Annotated in this window: 17 protein-coding genes; 3 read left to right on the top strand and 14 right to left on the bottom strand. The window is 39.9% G+C overall.

What is annotated here, in order from left to right; genetic code table 11:
- The first annotated feature begins 68 nt into the window (after nucleotides 1-68).
- Nucleotides 69-1,010 carry a Dyp-type peroxidase gene (locus AC1RJ8_RS17125; protein ID WP_492955058.1) on the top strand — a complete coding sequence of 314 codons (942 nt, stop codon included), beginning with the start codon at nucleotides 69-71 and terminating at the stop codon, nucleotides 1,008-1,010.
- A 347-nt stretch (nucleotides 1,011-1,357) separates the two neighbouring features.
- Here AC1RJ8_RS17125 and AC1RJ8_RS17120 read toward each other — a convergent pair whose 3' ends face one another.
- The 3 genes from AC1RJ8_RS17120 to AC1RJ8_RS17110 are packed head-to-tail and all read right to left on the bottom strand — an operon-like array spanning nucleotide 1,358 to nucleotide 4,019.
- A complete protein-coding gene (locus AC1RJ8_RS17120) occupies nucleotides 1,358-2,272 on the bottom strand; it encodes a helix-turn-helix domain-containing protein (protein ID WP_492955057.1) in 915 nt (304 codons plus the stop codon).
- Between the two features lie 19 nt (nucleotides 2,273-2,291).
- A complete protein-coding gene (locus AC1RJ8_RS17115; protein WP_492955056.1) occupies nucleotides 2,292-3,029 on the bottom strand; it encodes an SDR family oxidoreductase in 738 nt (245 codons plus the stop codon).
- Nucleotides 3,030-3,041: 12 nt separating this feature from the next.
- Nucleotides 3,042-4,019: an aldo/keto reductase gene (locus AC1RJ8_RS17110; RefSeq protein ID WP_492955055.1), complete on the bottom strand. Its 978-nt coding sequence runs from the start codon at nucleotides 4,017-4,019 to the stop codon at nucleotides 3,042-3,044.
- A 216-nt stretch (nucleotides 4,020-4,235) separates the two neighbouring features.
- On the opposite strand from AC1RJ8_RS17110, the gene AC1RJ8_RS17105 reads away from it, so the two are divergent.
- Nucleotides 4,236-5,255, top strand: coding sequence for an SDR family NAD(P)-dependent oxidoreductase (locus AC1RJ8_RS17105; protein WP_492955054.1), 1,020 nt, complete (start codon nucleotides 4,236-4,238; stop codon nucleotides 5,253-5,255).
- Between the two features lie 473 nt (nucleotides 5,256-5,728).
- On the opposite strand, the gene AC1RJ8_RS17100 is transcribed toward AC1RJ8_RS17105, so the two are convergent.
- Genes AC1RJ8_RS17100 through AC1RJ8_RS17090 form a run of 3 tightly spaced genes read right to left on the bottom strand, consistent with a single transcriptional unit; the run spans nucleotide 5,729 to nucleotide 7,590 of the window.
- Nucleotides 5,729-6,001: a UBP-type zinc finger domain-containing protein gene (locus AC1RJ8_RS17100; protein WP_492955053.1), complete on the bottom strand. Its 273-nt coding sequence runs from the start codon at nucleotides 5,999-6,001 to the stop codon at nucleotides 5,729-5,731.
- Between the two features lie 2 nt (nucleotides 6,002-6,003).
- Nucleotides 6,004-7,248, bottom strand: a complete 1,245-nt coding sequence (locus AC1RJ8_RS17095) for an NAD(P)/FAD-dependent oxidoreductase (protein ID WP_492955052.1) — start codon at nucleotides 7,246-7,248, stop codon at nucleotides 6,004-6,006.
- A gap of 9 nt (nucleotides 7,249-7,257) precedes the next feature.
- Nucleotides 7,258-7,590 (bottom strand): phosphoribosylpyrophosphate synthetase, encoded by a 333-nt coding sequence (locus AC1RJ8_RS17090; RefSeq protein ID WP_492955051.1) that lies wholly within the window; start codon nucleotides 7,588-7,590, stop codon nucleotides 7,258-7,260.
- Nucleotides 7,591-7,840: 250 nt separating this feature from the next.
- On the opposite strand from AC1RJ8_RS17090, the gene AC1RJ8_RS17085 reads away from it, so the two are divergent.
- Nucleotides 7,841-8,020 carry a hypothetical protein gene (locus AC1RJ8_RS17085; protein ID WP_169501870.1) on the top strand — a complete coding sequence of 60 codons (180 nt, stop codon included), beginning with the start codon at nucleotides 7,841-7,843 and terminating at the stop codon, nucleotides 8,018-8,020.
- A gap of 114 nt (nucleotides 8,021-8,134) precedes the next feature.
- Here the strand turns inward: AC1RJ8_RS17085 and AC1RJ8_RS17080 are convergent, their stop codons facing one another.
- From AC1RJ8_RS17080 to AC1RJ8_RS17045, 8 genes are all read right to left on the bottom strand, one after another.
- On the bottom strand, nucleotides 8,135-9,823 hold the full coding sequence (locus AC1RJ8_RS17080; RefSeq protein ID WP_492955050.1) for a sigma-54 interaction domain-containing protein: 1,689 nt from the start codon (nucleotides 9,821-9,823) through the stop codon (nucleotides 8,135-8,137).
- Between the two features lie 346 nt (nucleotides 9,824-10,169).
- Nucleotides 10,170-11,342: an MFS transporter gene (locus AC1RJ8_RS17075; RefSeq protein WP_492955049.1), complete on the bottom strand. Its 1,173-nt coding sequence runs from the start codon at nucleotides 11,340-11,342 to the stop codon at nucleotides 10,170-10,172.
- 63 nt (nucleotides 11,343-11,405) lie between these two features.
- Entirely contained in the window at nucleotides 11,406-12,341 is a 936-nt protein-coding gene (locus tag AC1RJ8_RS17070) for an alpha/beta fold hydrolase (RefSeq protein WP_492955048.1), read from the bottom strand.
- Between the two features lie 401 nt (nucleotides 12,342-12,742).
- Entirely contained in the window at nucleotides 12,743-13,690 is a 948-nt protein-coding gene (locus AC1RJ8_RS17065; RefSeq protein WP_492955047.1) for a D-2-hydroxyacid dehydrogenase family protein, read from the bottom strand.
- A 25-nt stretch (nucleotides 13,691-13,715) separates the two neighbouring features.
- On the bottom strand, nucleotides 13,716-14,342 hold the full coding sequence (locus AC1RJ8_RS17060) for a TMEM175 family protein (RefSeq protein ID WP_492955046.1): 627 nt from the start codon (nucleotides 14,340-14,342) through the stop codon (nucleotides 13,716-13,718).
- An 8-nt stretch (nucleotides 14,343-14,350) separates the two neighbouring features.
- A complete protein-coding gene (locus AC1RJ8_RS17055; protein WP_492955045.1) occupies nucleotides 14,351-14,965 on the bottom strand; it encodes an alpha/beta hydrolase in 615 nt (204 codons plus the stop codon).
- 2 nt (nucleotides 14,966-14,967) lie between these two features.
- Nucleotides 14,968-15,270: a GNAT family N-acetyltransferase gene (locus AC1RJ8_RS17050; RefSeq protein WP_492955044.1), complete on the bottom strand. Its 303-nt coding sequence runs from the start codon at nucleotides 15,268-15,270 to the stop codon at nucleotides 14,968-14,970.
- Between the two features lie 5 nt (nucleotides 15,271-15,275).
- Complete coding sequence (locus AC1RJ8_RS17045; protein WP_492955043.1) at nucleotides 15,276-16,211, bottom strand: ring-cleaving dioxygenase; 936 nt, start codon at nucleotides 16,209-16,211, stop codon at nucleotides 15,276-15,278.
- Between the last annotated feature and the right edge of the window lies 1 nt (nucleotide 16,212).

Raw genomic sequence — 16,212 nt, 5'->3', positions numbered from 1 at the left:
TAAATTTAATTATATTTAACTTCAAAAGAAGGAATATTAGTCAGACTAAATGCTTAAAAAATATAACTGTGAATCAATCTCAAAACGTAACAGACTATCCGAATAACAATACCATTTTTACCGTTTGGAAATTTAAAGATGGTGCAGCTATCAGGCCTGCTTTCAAAAGACTTTGCGCACTGGTAGAGAATATGAACCGTTCCTATGCTGTTAGGGTGGTAAAAGGAAGAACGAGCTGTGTACTGGGCGTGGGCTTTTCGGCCTGGACAGAACTGGGATTACCCTTGCCTCCTCCTAAGGAACTTTGTAATTTCGAGCCAATTATCGGGGCAAAACATACCGCAGTATCCACTCCTGGAGATATCCATATCCATCTTCGGGCGCTTGACATGGCAATATGTTTTGATATGGCAAGTGACATTGCCAGCATCATGCTACCAGTTGCCGATTGCCTGGAGGAGATACATGGATTCAGGTACTGGGATGGCCGTTCGATCTTGGGTTTTGTTGATGGAACGGAAAATCCAATTGGCGATGAAAGGCCTTTTTTTGCTCTTGTTGGAGAGGAGGACACAGCATATAAAGACGGAAGTTACCTTTTTGTGCAAAAATATTTACATGAAATGAAAAACTGGCAGGCACTTTCAACGGAGGATCAGGAGAAAGTAATCGGTCGGTACAAAATGAGCGACATCGAAATGACTGATGATGTAAAACCCAGCAACTCCCATAGTGCCCTTGCCGGAATTGAGGATCAAGCAGGAAATGATCTTAAAATAATCAGAGACAATATGCCTTTCGGGCATCCTTCAAAGGGTGAAGTTGGTACCTACTTTATTGCTTATTCTAAAAATTTCAGTACCGTTAAGGAAATGTTAACAAGAATGTTTATTGGTTATCCGCCTGGCAATTCAGATCGGATACTCGATTTTAGCACCCCACACACAGGCACCTTATATTTTGCGCCAAGCCTTACGATGTTACAGGCTTATGCTGAAGAAGGCATGTAGAGAATTCTTATTTATACTCAGCACTATCAAACAAAAAAGCAGCTCTTTTCAGAACTGTTTTAAAAAATCCGGGGTCATTAACAGTACAAATTAGCAGTGAATTTATTGCTGATTTAAAGAGAATTGCAGAACTAGATACTAAAATGACAGCGTATGATAACCTTGTAAAATTGAGAAAAGAAGGAGAAAAATCAGTGCCAACAAATAGATTATAAGAAGAAAAAAATCAATAAAATAGCTAATATTTAATCTTAAATAAATGCTTCATATAAGCAACTCTTACACCTCATTATCAAGCATTAATATTAGTGGCAAGTGGCTTTTATGCATTCGCTTTCTGCCCTCTTTTAATTAAACGAGTGTCTGAACTCCAAAGGTGAAACATTCGTCTTTGTCTTGAAAAGTTTGCTAAACGATTGTGAATGTTCAAAGCCCAATTCATAAGCAATTTCCGAAACGGAAAGATTTGTCGTTGATAATTTTTCTTTAGCTTTTTCTATGATTGCGTTCTGGATGTATTGCTGTGTGTTTAGTCCCGTCAATGAACTCAACATATCACTCAAATAGCGCTGCGATAACTTTAATTCAGTACTGATATATCTCACGGATGGCAAACCGTCTTTCAGGTTGTTTACATCTTCTAAATAGTTGTTTAAAAGTTTGTCTAAAGAAGTTATGATATCGTGATTGATTGCTCTCCTCGTAATAAATTGTCTATTGTAAAAACGATTGCTGTAATTCAATAACAATTCCATTTGTGACACCAAAACATCCTGGCTGAAGTGGTCAATATTGTTGTCTAATTCATCGGTTATTGCAGCAAATAAACTGGCTATAATTTCTTTTTCCTTTTCTGATAAAAATAAGGCTTCTGAAACATCGTAAGAGAAAAAGCCATACTGATTTATTGTTTTTCCTAACGGATAATTTCGGATAAAATCCGGATGGAAATACAAAGCGATCCCTTCATAGCTTTCTGCTTCTTCAGGTGAAAAAACGATTTGTTTTGGCTTCAAAAATGCTAATCCCCCTTCTTCAAAATCGTAATGGCCTTGTCCGTATTTTATTTGTCCTGTGAATGTAGGCTTAAAGGAAATTTTGTAAAAATCAAGACTCACTTTTTGCCCTTTTGGAAACATCTTAATCGAAACATTATTGTAAGCAACCAATGTAATCAACGGGTGCAATGGGGCAGGAAGTCCCAATACTCGCACCAGTTGCGATATACTTTCAATGTGATTGATGTTGGATTGTTGTTTCATTTTTTGTTTACGAATTTAATCAATTTTGTTTTGACGGACGAATAACAATATCCCCGATTTCAACATCCATAGGCTGGCTTACTGCATAAATTACAGCATTTGCAATGGCTATGGGATCTATAGCAATTTGTTCCATTCCTTTTTGAACAGCTGTTTTCATTTCTTCATTTTTTATGTTGTTCGCAAAATCTGTTTTCACTAATCCGGGCGAAATGCCTGTAATGCGTATGTTTCCGTCCGACTCCAGACGAAACGCTTCTGCAATAGTGCGAATGGCATTTTTAGTTCCTGCATAAACGCCTTGCATGGGCACAATCTTTATTCCTGAAGTTGAAATGATATTGACGATATGTCCTGATTGTTGTTGTTTAAAAACAGGAATCGCAGCTGCCATGCCATACAAAACGCCTTTGAGGTTAACATCGATCATTTCTTCCCAACCCTCAATATCCAAGTCATCAATGCGACTTAATTGACTGACGCCTGCGTTGTTTACAATCACATCTAATTTTCCGTATTGCTCAACTGCTTCATTTACCAAACGAACTAAATCGGCTTTATTCTTTACGTCAATTTGAGCAAAGGCAGCTTCACCACCTTTGCTTTTAATTTCGTCAATAATTTGTAGTAATTGTTCTGTTCGCCTTGCACCCAAAACAACCTTTGCACCGTTTTTTGCTAATTCTATTGCAATGGCTTTACCCATTCCACTACTTGCGCCTGTGATAGCAACTATTTTTCCTTTAATATTTTGCATTGTTATTGGTTCTTATCTGTCTATTTGTTTTTCTAAAAATTCGGGGTAGCGGTCGCCTAACAGTGTAATTCCATTTACTGTTGTGTCAATTTTGGTAAGTTCATCGGCTGTTAATATAATATTTGTACTGCCAATGTTTTCTTCTAAACGATGTAATTTTGTAGTTCCTGGGATTGGTGTTATCCAAGGCTTTTGAGCTAAGAGCCAAGCTAATGCTAATTGTCCTGTCGTAACATTTTTTTGTTTAGCAATTTCAGAAAGTGCTTCCACTAAAATCAGATTGGCCTTTATATTTTCTTCGCTGAAACGGGGAATAATATTTCTACGGTCGATATCCTCTAGCTTTTTGTTTATGCTACCTGCGAGGAAGCCTTTGCCCAAAGGACTGAAGGGAACAAAACCAATTCCCAGCTCTTCTAAAGTTGGTATGATTTCATTTTCTGGCTCACGCCAAAACAAAGAGTATTCGCTTTGTAATGCTGATACAGGTTGAACTGAATGTGCTTTTCGAATAGTTTTAGCACTTGCTTCCGATAAACCGAAATATTTTACTTTGCCCTCTTGTATCAGGTCTTTTACTGTCCCGGCAACATCTTCTATCGGAACATTAGGATCAACTCTGTGCTGATAAAGCAGATCAATGTAATCTGTCTTTAATCTTTTTAAAGATGCTTCGGTTACCGCTCTAATCGTTTCGGGTCTGCTGTCTAGACCTACCGCTGGCCTGGCATCTTTACAACCAAATTTCGTAGCAATTACAACATCTTTTCTATAATGCTGCAATGCCTCACCCACAAGCTCCTCGTTGGTGTAAGGTCCGTAAGCTTCCGCGGTATCAAAAAATGTAACACCTCTTTCAACTGCGTTGCGTAGTAACCTGATGGCCTCTTTGTTATCAAGACCTTTGCCGTCCAGAAAGTTTAAACCCATACAGCCAAAGCCCAATGCGGAAACCTCTAATCCGCTATTTCCTAATTTTCTTTTTTGCATAATTCTATTTAACTGTTTCTAAAACTGAATAAATCTCAAGTACAAAACTCCTGATTGTCGCGCTGTAAAAAGTAGCCCAATTGGTAATTGTTGTAGTCAGATTGTCAAACGTTTTTTAAAAAGCTGACCTTATGAACAAAGTTAATTGACACGCTAAACAAAACCTGCCTTTAACCAACCACTTAAATTTGTCTCATACATTTAATAAAAACAAAAATGGAAAAGAACAATTATCAAGGCGCATTACAACAACCACTGGGCTCAGGCTTTAGCAAGACCTCAACTGCAACAGAAATTATCAAAGGCATTAACCTTAAAGGAAAGATCGCAATCGTAACAGGTGGTAACACTGGCATTGGTCTGGAAACAACAAAAGTACTGGCAGCAGCAGGCGCAACCGTAATCGTACCGGCCAGGGATATCGAAAAAGCGAAAAAAAATCTCGAAGGCATCCCAAATGTGGAAATTGAGCAAATGGATCTTGCTAAGCCAGACACCATTGATGCATTCGCCAAAAAATTCCTCACTTCTGGCAAACCGCTACATTTATTAATCAATAATGCGGGAATTATGTGGGTGCCTTTACAGAGGGACAGCCGCGGGATCGAATCACAACTATCAACTAATTATCTGGGACAGTTTCAGCTAGTGGCAAGATTATGGCCAGCACTTAAAATCGCTAATGGGGCACGCGTAGTCAATGTTTCTTCTCTGGGACATCACATGGCACCCTTTGATTTCGAGGATCCCAACTTCGAGCACAGGGAATACCAGACGCTCTTAGGATATGGACAGTCAAAAACTGCAAGTAACCTATTCGCCCTTGAACTGGATAACCGTGCAAAAGCACATCAGGTAAGAGCCTACTCACTACACCCAGGATCAATCGCTGGAACTGAGTTAGCCAGAGATGCTGATATAGAGTTGTTTAAACAAATGGGCTTTTTTGATGAAAATGGAAATATGCGCCCGGAAATATTGGCCAGCCTTAAAACGATACCACAAGGTGCAGCGACTTCAGTATGGGTTGCAACCAGTCCCTTGCTTAACAGCATCGGTGGCGTTTACTGCGAGGATAACGATATCGCCGAACTGCTATCTGAAGATCACGCTGCACAAAAGAAAGCTAAACTACATCAAAGCGGCGTAACGGCCTATTCGCTAGATGAAAGCAGCGCAAAAAGACTATGGAAACTAACTGAGGATATGATAGGGTTTGAATTCAAAGTAAACTAGCTATGAAAAAGGCTGGGAAATTAGCAAAGCGGATTACTTTACTTGCAAGTGGCGAGGCATCCTTTATCACCCGTTCGGAGTATTTGATCGATGAGCACCAGTGCATTTAGTAGAAATGAGCAAAAACCAATAACTTTATCACCATAGAACATATATCCAAATACCTGACTAAAGACATTAAGCTTTCCAGCTATGAGGACAAATTGTTAATCATACCTGATGTATGATGACCATATGCTGGTGTGGTTCATTTCGGGAGAAATCAGGATCATACAAGCAGAATCAGCCTTATGTTTAAAACAGGTGTTTCTTCTGGAAAGATTCCTACAAAAATATTTACCGGACAACAGTGGGATGAATGTACCATATCATTTCGTAAAGCATTTCTTTCCGTAACTATTTTTGTCTGGCCAGGTAACTATTAATTTCATACGTTTTAACCCAAAAAACCATCTTTTTTATCATGTTTAAAATCAGTATTCAACCATTTGATTATCCAGAAAGCAGTACATCCACCGTTCTCCCGGTTCTGATGAGATTATAACAGGATGTTTTTCTGCCCGGCAATGATGCGACATGTGTTGCATTGGTGATGAATCACAACACAAAGTAATGCCACAAGTTTGGCAGGTACGAAGATGCACCCAATCTGTACCTTGTTTTATACAGATTGCACAAACATATTCTTTTGCAGTTTTTAATTCTTTTACAGCCTCAATATGGCTGCAGATGCTGTTGCTTTCCATAATTACAATTTTGATAAATATTGATGAACCTGAGTTACTGCCATGGCACCTTCGCCTACAGCCGATGCAACCCTTTTTACCGAATTAAACCTGACATCACCAGCGGCAAAAGAGCCAGGCACACTGGTTTCTAAATGATAAGGCGGCCGTTCCAGTTGCCAACACATCTTATATTGCTCCAGGCTAAGCAAATCGTTACCTGTATAAAGATATCCATTTCTGTCCCTGCAGATTGCAGTTTCAACAGCCCATTCGGTATTGGGTTTTCCACCTATGCAGATGAATAATTTTGAGGTGTCGTGCCATGTTTCTGTTCCGTCCTGACTGTTTACAATTTTGATGCGCTGCAGATAATCATCACCTTCCAGTGCCATTACTTCAGCATAATACAGGACATGAATATTCTTAATGGATGCTATCCGCTGAATCAGGTATTCAGATAGGGTATCTGCAAGGTTACCTTTTCGGATTACCATGAAAACGCGTTTGGCAAAGCCAGAAAAATAGGTAGCAGCCTGTCCGGCAGAGTTTCCGCCACCAACAATATAAAGGTCTTTATCCTGACAGAAAAAAGCCTCACTTGCACCGGCTCCATAATAAACACCTTTATGAAAAAACCGGTCCTCCTCAGGGAGATTCAATCTGGCATACTCCACACCGGTTGCACAAATATTTGTTTTGGCGACCAGCTTTTCGCCGGTTGCAAAATCTACATGGATTCTATTGTTATAAAAAGTACCTTTAATCCCCTCTTTTAAAAGCAAAATCTCTACACCGAATTTTAGTGCTTGCTGCCTGGCTCTTTCAGCAAGGTTTGCCCCGGATATTCCTTCAGGAAAACCCAGATAATTTTCGATCAGCGAACTGGTACCAGCCTGCCCACCTATAGCCTCTCGTTCAATCAAAATCGTTTTCAAACCCTCTGATGCAGCATAAACCGCGGCACTTAGTCCCGCAGGACCAGCACCGTAAATCGACAGATCATATTCTGCATATTTGGGTTTGGTAATCCAGCCCAGATTACAGGCAATCTGTTCTAAGCTTGGATTTACGATCACTTTGCCATCAGGAAATTCTATTATAGGCTGCTTATCCGGATTATTAAATGAGGTAATTCCCTGGCCCCAGCCCAAATCATCATGCGTAATGTCGAACCATTCGAAATCGATAACACTTCGTTTCAAAAAGTCTCTTATGGGGTAAATTTCAGGAGAATCTGCTTTACCATATAGTTTTAGCTTGTTCATGAGCAATTTCTAATCGGTTCGGGTTTTTAATTGTTTAATCACTTCATCACCGGCGCTTTCGGATGAAGTGCCGTAACCATTCACAAAAATTCCTTTTATTTTACCATCAACAGAAGATATGGCATAAACAATCGCCTCATCATCGGGATCGGATTCTCCTTCAAAGCGATAATGTTTATCAATCAAAAATTGCTCGGGAGACTCCTGAATTAGGTTGTCTCCGCTACTTAACTGGCTACTTTTCAAATTGAAATCGACAATATACCCCTGTTTAACCAGGGCATTTACAACTTCGGAAAGTGAAGTCATTTCTCCGATATGTTTTAAATAATCGTTATCCATAATCATTTGTTCTTTTTAAATGACATGTTAATTTACCAAAAAACAAACCAACACACAACACACTGTAAAACAAAACATTAAAAACAAACCATTAATAAAAAACTGACGATATAAAGTGAATTTATGATAAAATCAGTCATATTTTTTTTTTAAAAAATATAGACGATCAAAAGATGAGTTATTCAATGTATAAAAAAGAAAAAAAGGGCAGTTAAACTAATTTAAATGGTTATCTTTAAATAAAAAAGCCATGATTATAGACCCAAATAAGGAAGAACTTTCTGACGATAAGGAAGATGCATTAACCAGCGAGGAAGATGCGTTAAATCAAAGCACAATCATCAGTGATGAAAGGGCTGCCGAACATGATGCCGATTTGTTAGACCAGGCAGACAAGGCTTCCCGCTCATCTTTCGAATTGGATATTTAGGCCAATCGTTATGCCAGGAAAAATGGCGATATCCTTTAGAAAAGCTAGAAGATATCGCCATTTCAGTAAGCAATTTGCAAAAAATAAGCATGAACATTATTGCTTGAAGATTTATCAATAAATGTGTTTTTTGGCCAGGCCAAGCTTTTTGATTTTCGAATTCAATGTGGTTGCCGGAACACCCAATAATTTTGCCGCGCCATGCTGACCGGAAATCCGCCCGTTACATAACGCTAATACCCTGAATATATGCTCGCGTTCATTTTCAAATATGGTTTTAACAGCCCCAGCTGAAGATATGGATTGTTTGTTATTCTCCGGAATTTCGATATCCTTAATCACATTACCCTCTGCCATTACCACTTGCCTTTCGATAAGGTGCTCCAATTCTCTTACATTCCCAGGCCAGCTGTAAGCCATCATCGTGGAAATTGCCTTTTTAGAAAATCCATGAAGGTTTCGATTCGACTTTTTGGCGAATTTCGCTAAGAAAAAAGTAGCCAACACAGGTATATCCGGTTTTCGATTTCGAAGTGGTGGCAATGAAACCGGAAAAACATTTAACCTGTAATATAAATCACGCCTAAACCGCCCCGCCTCAACTTCTTCTAAAAGATTTCTGTTGGTGGCCGAGATGATGCGCACATCAGTTACAATAGTTGTTTTGCCCCCAACACGCTCTATTTCTTTTTCCTGTAAAACACGAAGCAATTTAACTTGTAAATCGAGCGGTAACTCCCCAATTTCATCCAGGAAGATTGTACCCTCATGCGCTTGTTCAAACTTCCCGATCCGTTTTTCTGTAGCACCCGTAAAGCTTCCTTTCTCATGACCAAAAAGTTCAGATTCGATTAAACTAGGTGGAATAGCGGCACAGTTGACCTTAACCATTGTTTTTTTACTTCTTGAAGAACCGTCGTGAACTGCTTTGGCGATCAGCTCTTTCCCTGTCCCGGTTTCGCCCAAAATTAAAACTGTAGTTTCTGTGGAGGAAATCCGGTTGAGCAGTCTGTAAACCTCTTTCATTTCAGGGCTACTCCCAACAATTTCGGGGTGTGTGAGGATTTCAGGTAATTCTTTAGGCTCAAAAATCAGGTATTCATCAAGCTGCGCACTTAGTTTTTCAACTTTCTTTTCTAACTGCTTAATTTTTTCATCAGCAAAGGCCGATGTTTCAGACCCGTTTATAATTTGAGCCTCAGCAGGCCTTGCAAGATCAGGGCCATCTACATTTTTTTCCTCAATTGTAGCTAACAGTCCCGCTATGAAATCGGCAATGTTACAGCAAAAAGTCAATCCTTCTGCACTTAATTCTCGCTTGTGATTATGAAGTTCGAAAGTTCCCAGTATGCGACCATTATTCTCTAAAGGAATATAACAATGAAAATGATATTCTGTAGGGTGGTTGGCGAGGCAATGGTTCTCACCAAAATCTGCTATCCAGTCTTGCCTGGACTTAAGCACTGGAAAATCAAATCCCGAAATTTCTTTTGTAATCAGTGAAAGGCTGATCGGATCGGAAATAATTTCTGTACAGGATATTTTGCCTAAAATAGCCTCTGTGAGATATGCTCTTGTAATGTGGTCCATTTCATCGTTATAAAGAATCAATGCAGCACAATCAATAGAAAATAATGGATTTAGTTTAGAAAATACACCTTGAAATAGTTCCTTTAAACTAAAATTCTTTTCTTGCGCGCTTGCAATTTCTGCCCGCTCTGCGAAATACGAATTGGTATGAGACTGAACATCAGTGCCATAAACATTGGCCCCGGAGTGATAATCTGATTCCTGCTTTCTCATTTTTTATAATTGACCTTTCCCAAAATATTTATGCGGGAATTGGATGAATGAACTTTAACGCAATCGCAAAACGAACAATATCCGGATGATTATTCATCATCGCTGAGCGTTTGAGGATTGATTCGATAGGGACTTAGCTTGTTAATGTTCAAACCCGCGAATTCAAAGAACATGCCAAAGGCAGGAATATGGCGTTATTGCTTTACTGGCAATGCCATTAAGATAAATGGCTCACGATATTTCGCTAAAAGGCGATTTTGAATACGAAATAAAGTAGAAGACCCGAATGATCCAGCGATTGAATAATAATGAAGTAATTGAATGGGACATCACACGCCCCAAAACATCATCTTTCCTTATCCTTTCCAATGATGACCATCAAAAATGCAAGCGCTGCGAAAGTAATCATCTGCCAGGTTACCATTTCCCAGCCGCCCATTTTCCAACAGATTAAGCCAACAAAGGCACCTGTTGCACCACCAATAAAATAGCAGGTCATGTAAACCGTATTGATCCTGCTATTGGCTTTTGAATCGAGGCTATAAATTAGTGCTATATTAGTTACCTGGGTGGCCTGCACACCTATATCTAACAATACCACAGCAACTGAAAGCGCAATAACCGAAAAAGGAAAAACTTTTAACACCAGAATACTCGCGATAACCAAAGACAGCGTAATAATGAGCGAACGCTTTGGTTTTCCGCCAGCATCAGAAAGTTTCCCAAAGAGTGGAACCAATAAAGCACCGGCGACAGCTAATAATCCAAATAAACCTATGGTATCGGTTTGATAATTAAATGGGGCACCGCTAAGATGAAAAGTTAAAGCAATCCAAAATGAACTTAGTGTACCAAAAGTTAGCGCACCTGTTAAGGCCGTTCTTCTCAAAGTTTCAAAACGTTTAAACTGCCCGAAAGTTGATTGAAGCAATTCGGCATAACTGCCAGCAAAACGGTCTTTACCTGAAGGAAAATCTGTTTGCATTAATATAGCGGATAGTGCCACCATTATTGCAGAAATACCAAAAACGTAACGCCAGCTGAGCCATTCAGTAATGAATCCACTGAATACCCTAGCCGCTAAAACGCCAACCAAAATACCCGTAAAAATGATTCCCACTATCTTTCCTCTGTTTTCGGAAACCAAACTTGCTGCCATAGGCAAAATCACCTGAGCGGAAACGGCAAATAAACCAACGGCTAAGCTCGAGGCATAAATTATAGCCAAATTTGGTGATAAAGCCATTGCAACCAAAGCTGCTACCAATGCAAGCTGCAAATAAAGAATTAATTTCTTTCGGTCCATTTTATCGCCCAGCGGCGTTAAAAAAAATAAGCCCAAACCGTATCCCGCCTGAGATAAAACCGAAATTAGTCCTGCCGATTTCTCATCTATTTTTAAAGACGAGGCAATTGCACCAAGTATAGGCTGACTGTAATAAACGTTGGCCACACATATTCCTGCCGTTACCGACATAATGAGAATCTGGGCGGTACTTAGTTTTTGTTTTTCTGACATCGTGTGTAATGTTAAAAGGTGGATATTCGGCATGTAATGTGCCCGATATCCACCAATGATTGATTATTCTTTAATGAATTTGATCAGTTCTTCATTGAACTTATCTTTTTCTTCGAGAAAGGAAGCATGGCCGCTTTTATCAAAGGTTACGAGTTTAGAACCCTCGATTCCTTTATTCATTTGTTGCGCTAATGCATAGGCAACAATGTGATCGTCTTTTGCATGCATGATTAAAGTTGGGATTTTGATTTTTGCTAAATCAGCCCTCAAATCTTCATCTCTTAAAGAAATAAGTGCTTGCTCCATTGCATAAGCTGATGATTGAAGTTCTATCGAGTATAACCACTGGCCAATACCTGGAGAGAGTGAAGTGGCATTTAAAGCAAATTTACCTCCAACCGCAGCCAATAATGCAGGGCGATCTGAATCATTAAGGGCAACCCAGCTACTGATATCCTCTTTTGTGAATAATGGGTAAGGATAATCGGCAGTTTTAGTGTGACGAGGTGCGGCGGCCGAGAACAAACCAAGCTTTTTAATGTGTGCACCATTGTATTTGGCTGCATAATGTAACACGATTGCACCACCCATGGAGTGTCCGCCGATTACCGCATCCTTAATATCCATTTGATCTAAAACACTTTTGATATCATCCGCAAACTGATCATAATCATATTTACCAAATGGTTTATCAGACTGGCCAAAGCCTCTTAAAGTAATCCCAATCGCCCGATAACCGGCCTTAACCAGAGCATGGTACTGATACTCCCAGGATGAATCGCTTAATGGATAACCATGGATCAGCACCACTGCCGGACCATTGCCTAAATCAGTTACGTGCAGTTTTACATTTGGCGCAACCTCATAGTATTCTTTTCTTCCTTCGGTAGCTGTTTTTTGTGTTTCTTCTTTGTTTTCTTTCGGATGTTCTTTACACGCGCTTAAACCAATTGCCGAAACGAGTAAAGTGACCGCAATGAGTTGATTGTACTTCATCATAATTTGTTTTTGTTTTAAAATAATTTATCATGCCACTACTTTAGGGGCTATCTCTTATCTTTCAAAACAAAAGCCAACCATCAACAAATTGATTATCAAACAATTAAATAAAATAAATACATTTTAAGCTTACCTTATTTCGTTAATTTATGATTCATTTTTTTTTGAGGCAATGGAAAGCAGGGAAAAGGTGAACCTATTAGATGCAGATCCTCGGTGCCTCAGGATGATGGATATGGAGGCATCGTGATTGCTGAGAATGAACGACGAAGCAATCTTTACCACTAGTTATCCTGCTATAAAGACTGCTTCTCCGAAAATCGGGGCATGCTATCGGCTTAAAAGCCTTCCCACAATAACGGGAGTATTCTTCTCATATCATCTATCCATTAAAAGTTCACTTAATTTTTTGGATGTTTTGGCAGCCAATCCATTAAGGCCTTAATAATATCATTAAAAAAAAGGTTATAGGTATCCTGGGTAACGAAGCCGATATGTGGCGTAGCCAATACATTGTTCAATTTTCTGAAAGGGTGATCTTCATCAAGCGGCTCCTTATCAAAAACGTCTAAAGCTGCGCCGGCAATCTTATTTTCTTCCAGGCTTTTGATCAGTGCTTCTTCATCAACAAGTGGCCCTCTTGAAGTATTGATCAGGTAGGCGGTAGGTTTCATGAGTGTCAGGTCTTCGGCACCCACTATACCTTTACTCCTATCGCTCAGCACCATATGAACGGTTAAATAATCAGACTCCTCGAATAAAGTTTTTTTGTCTACATATCTCGCACCGCCAGCTAATGCTTTTTCGGGTGTTAAGTTTTCACTCCAGGCAATGATATCCATATCAAAAACTTTTGCCACGGCAGCAACCTGTGCCCCCAAATTCCCAAGTCCTAAGATGCCAAGGGTTTTCCCTTTTAAATCATTCCCTACCATATGCTGCCAGCCACCGGCACGCAGATTGGCATTTTCTTGCGGAATGTGTTTCGCGATGGCCATTAAGAGTGCCCAGGTAAGCTCTAAAGCGCCATGACCTAAATAGCCGGTGTTGCGCACTTCAATTTGCAATTTTTCAGCTGCAGCAACATCAATGGAACGGTTTCTGGCCCCCGTAGAAACGATCAGTTTCAGATTAGGCAGTTGCATGAGTAAAGCTGCAGTTAAAGGGGTACGTTCGCGCATCACGCAAATGATTTCAAAGTGTTTCAAGCGTTCCACAATTTCATCCTCGCCATGAAGATGATCGGTAAATACTTTAATATCGGCATGTTCGGCAAGTACCGTCCAATCGGCAAATGATTTCGCTACATCCTGATAATCATCAAGTATTGCGATTTTATATTTTGACATGTTTTATGAATTTAAATCCTTTTAATTACAAAGCTGGTGTTTCGGTAAAGTTAATTTTCTTAGATGATGCTGCCCAGAATATCCAAAGTAAAACGCAGATAAGCAAAGCATAATCGGGATAAAAAAACGAAAGGACAAAAGCGATTAAGTAGGTCGGGAATCCATACAGGTAGTTATTCCGGAGTTGCCTGATGGCAACATCACTGATTCCGGGACGCAACAGTTTTTTATCCGAGCTAGCCTGTTGCCAAAGCAGGTTGAAAGCCAGATTAATCAAAACGAACAGCCCGGTGTAAATGGTAACCGAAAGCTGCTTCGAATCTGTTAGAAAAAACCTGGCCAGTAGTGCGCTGGGAAAAGAAACAAGCGAAACCAGGAATAGAATGAGCCCATTGGCAAACATTAGTCCCGTGTTTCGTTTGTAAATCTGTTTAAAAACTTTATGGTGGTTAACCCAGATAATAAAAATGCTAAAAAAGGAAATGACAAAAGCGATATAGCCCGGCCACTGGAGCTTTAATTGCTCAAGCAGGTGAGTGTAGGTATTGCCATCTTTTACTTCCGGTATATGAAGTTCGAGCACCAGGAGTGTCACTGATATGGCGAAAACACCATCGCTAAAAGCCTCTATTCTTTCTGTTTCCTTTTCCATTTGCTCAGTTAACCGTTAAAAATCAGCTTATTTACCTGTGCTATTTCTGAATGACTGATGGTATGCCCCATGTTTTGGTAAATAATCTCGGTAACCTCTGCGCCCATACCTTCGAGTAAAACTGTTGATTCTTTTACTCTTGAAACCGGAACATGCATATCGGGATCACTGCTACCGATAAAAATAGGCGTACCGTCGAAGTCGCCATGATAATTGCGGTGATCCACCTGTTCACCGATAAGGCCACCTGTGAAAGCCACCACACCACCATAACGGGCAGCATTGCTTGCAACAAAATCGAGGGTTAAACAGGCGCCCTGAGAAAAACCCAAAAAGTAGATCTGCTCTTTTGTAAAACCTTCTTTTCCCAGATCAACTACAATATCGTTTATTGTTTTTAGCGCATTGGAAAGCGAAGGCTCATTAGCTACCCGTGGTGCCAAAAATGATTGCGGATACCAGGTATTATTTTCAGCCTGCGGAGCGATCAGTGCAAATTTTGAAACCTCCAGGTATTCTGCCATTGATAATATATCCTGGGCAGTTCCGCCACGGCCGTGGATCATGATCAGTACTTTTTCTGCCTGATCAAGGCTTTTTCCAGTTTTTATAATTTCTCTCATTTTTATTCTTCTTTTATTTTGTTCCAGATATCGCCGTAAAGCTCTTCATGCCGTTTGAACTGGATATGAACATAGGGGCACATTGGAATAACCATTAATCTGTTTTCGCGGACATAGGCCACCATTGCATCGAGTAACATTTTAGCATAACCTTTTCCTTCTTTTGCAGGATCTACTTCGGTATGGTAAACGGTTAGGTCTGAATCTTTGATATCAAAAATCATTTCGCCAACTTTTCCATCTTCATCATAAATATCGAACGAACTTGGTTCACCTTCCTGAATGTTTAATTTTACCTGTGCCATCTTTTTTAAATTAATTTTGGAAGTAATTTATCTAATTCTTCGCGTAAATGCTCGTGCTGATGCGGTAATTTTAAGTGTGTTCCCAACTCATTCAAGGGTTCATCAACAGTAAAACCTGGATTTTCGGTCGCAATCTCGAAAAGAACCCCTCCTGGTTCGCGGAAATATAAAGAGTAGAAATAATCACGATCAATTTTAGGCGTAATCTGTAAGTTTTTACTTAAAATCTGCTCCCTTAATTCCATTTGGATATCCTCGTTTTTAACGCGGAATGCCACATGGTGATTGGTACCGGCAGCATTTCTGCCCCTGTGGCCAGCTGGCACTTCCAGCAGGTCTACAATGGCTGCATTTTCTACCGTATCGGTAATAAAACGATATCGGTTTTCTTCCTGTCCCAGTAAACGGTAACCAAATAAATCGGTTAACACCTTTGCAGTTCCATCGATACTTTGCAGGGTTAAGGTGGTACTGTGGAAACCTTTGGTTGCGGTATCCTTTTTGATATCAGCAGTTTCCCAAGGGGTTCTGGCATCTGTAGTTTTGGGTACAATCAAACTCAGCGATAAACCATCTGGGTCTTTAAAAGCAAGTACCTGTTCGCCGAAACGCTCGGTAATTTCTTTTGTTTTAACGTTTGCGGAACCGAATCTTTCTAACCAGAACTCGTGACTGCCCGCAGGTACGGAATAACCGATTTCTGTTGCCATTCCTACGCCTTCTGTCCCCTGCCCAATTCCCTCCCAGGGAAAAAAGGTAAGAATGGTTCCTGCAGATCCACTTTCATCTCCATAGTAAAGATGGTAAGTTCCAGGATCATCAAAGTTCACGGTCTTTTTTACCAACCTTAAACCTAGGGTTTTAGTATAAAAATCGAAGTTTTGCTGCGCATTGCCTGCAATCGCGGTAATGTGGTGCAGGCCTAAAATGTTAGTATTCATA

It is taken from the genome of Pedobacter sp. GW822-FHT03F06 (genome assembly GCF_058801365.1).
Note: the sequence above shows the minus strand (reverse complement) of the source record. Positions and strands in the feature narration are given on the sequence as shown.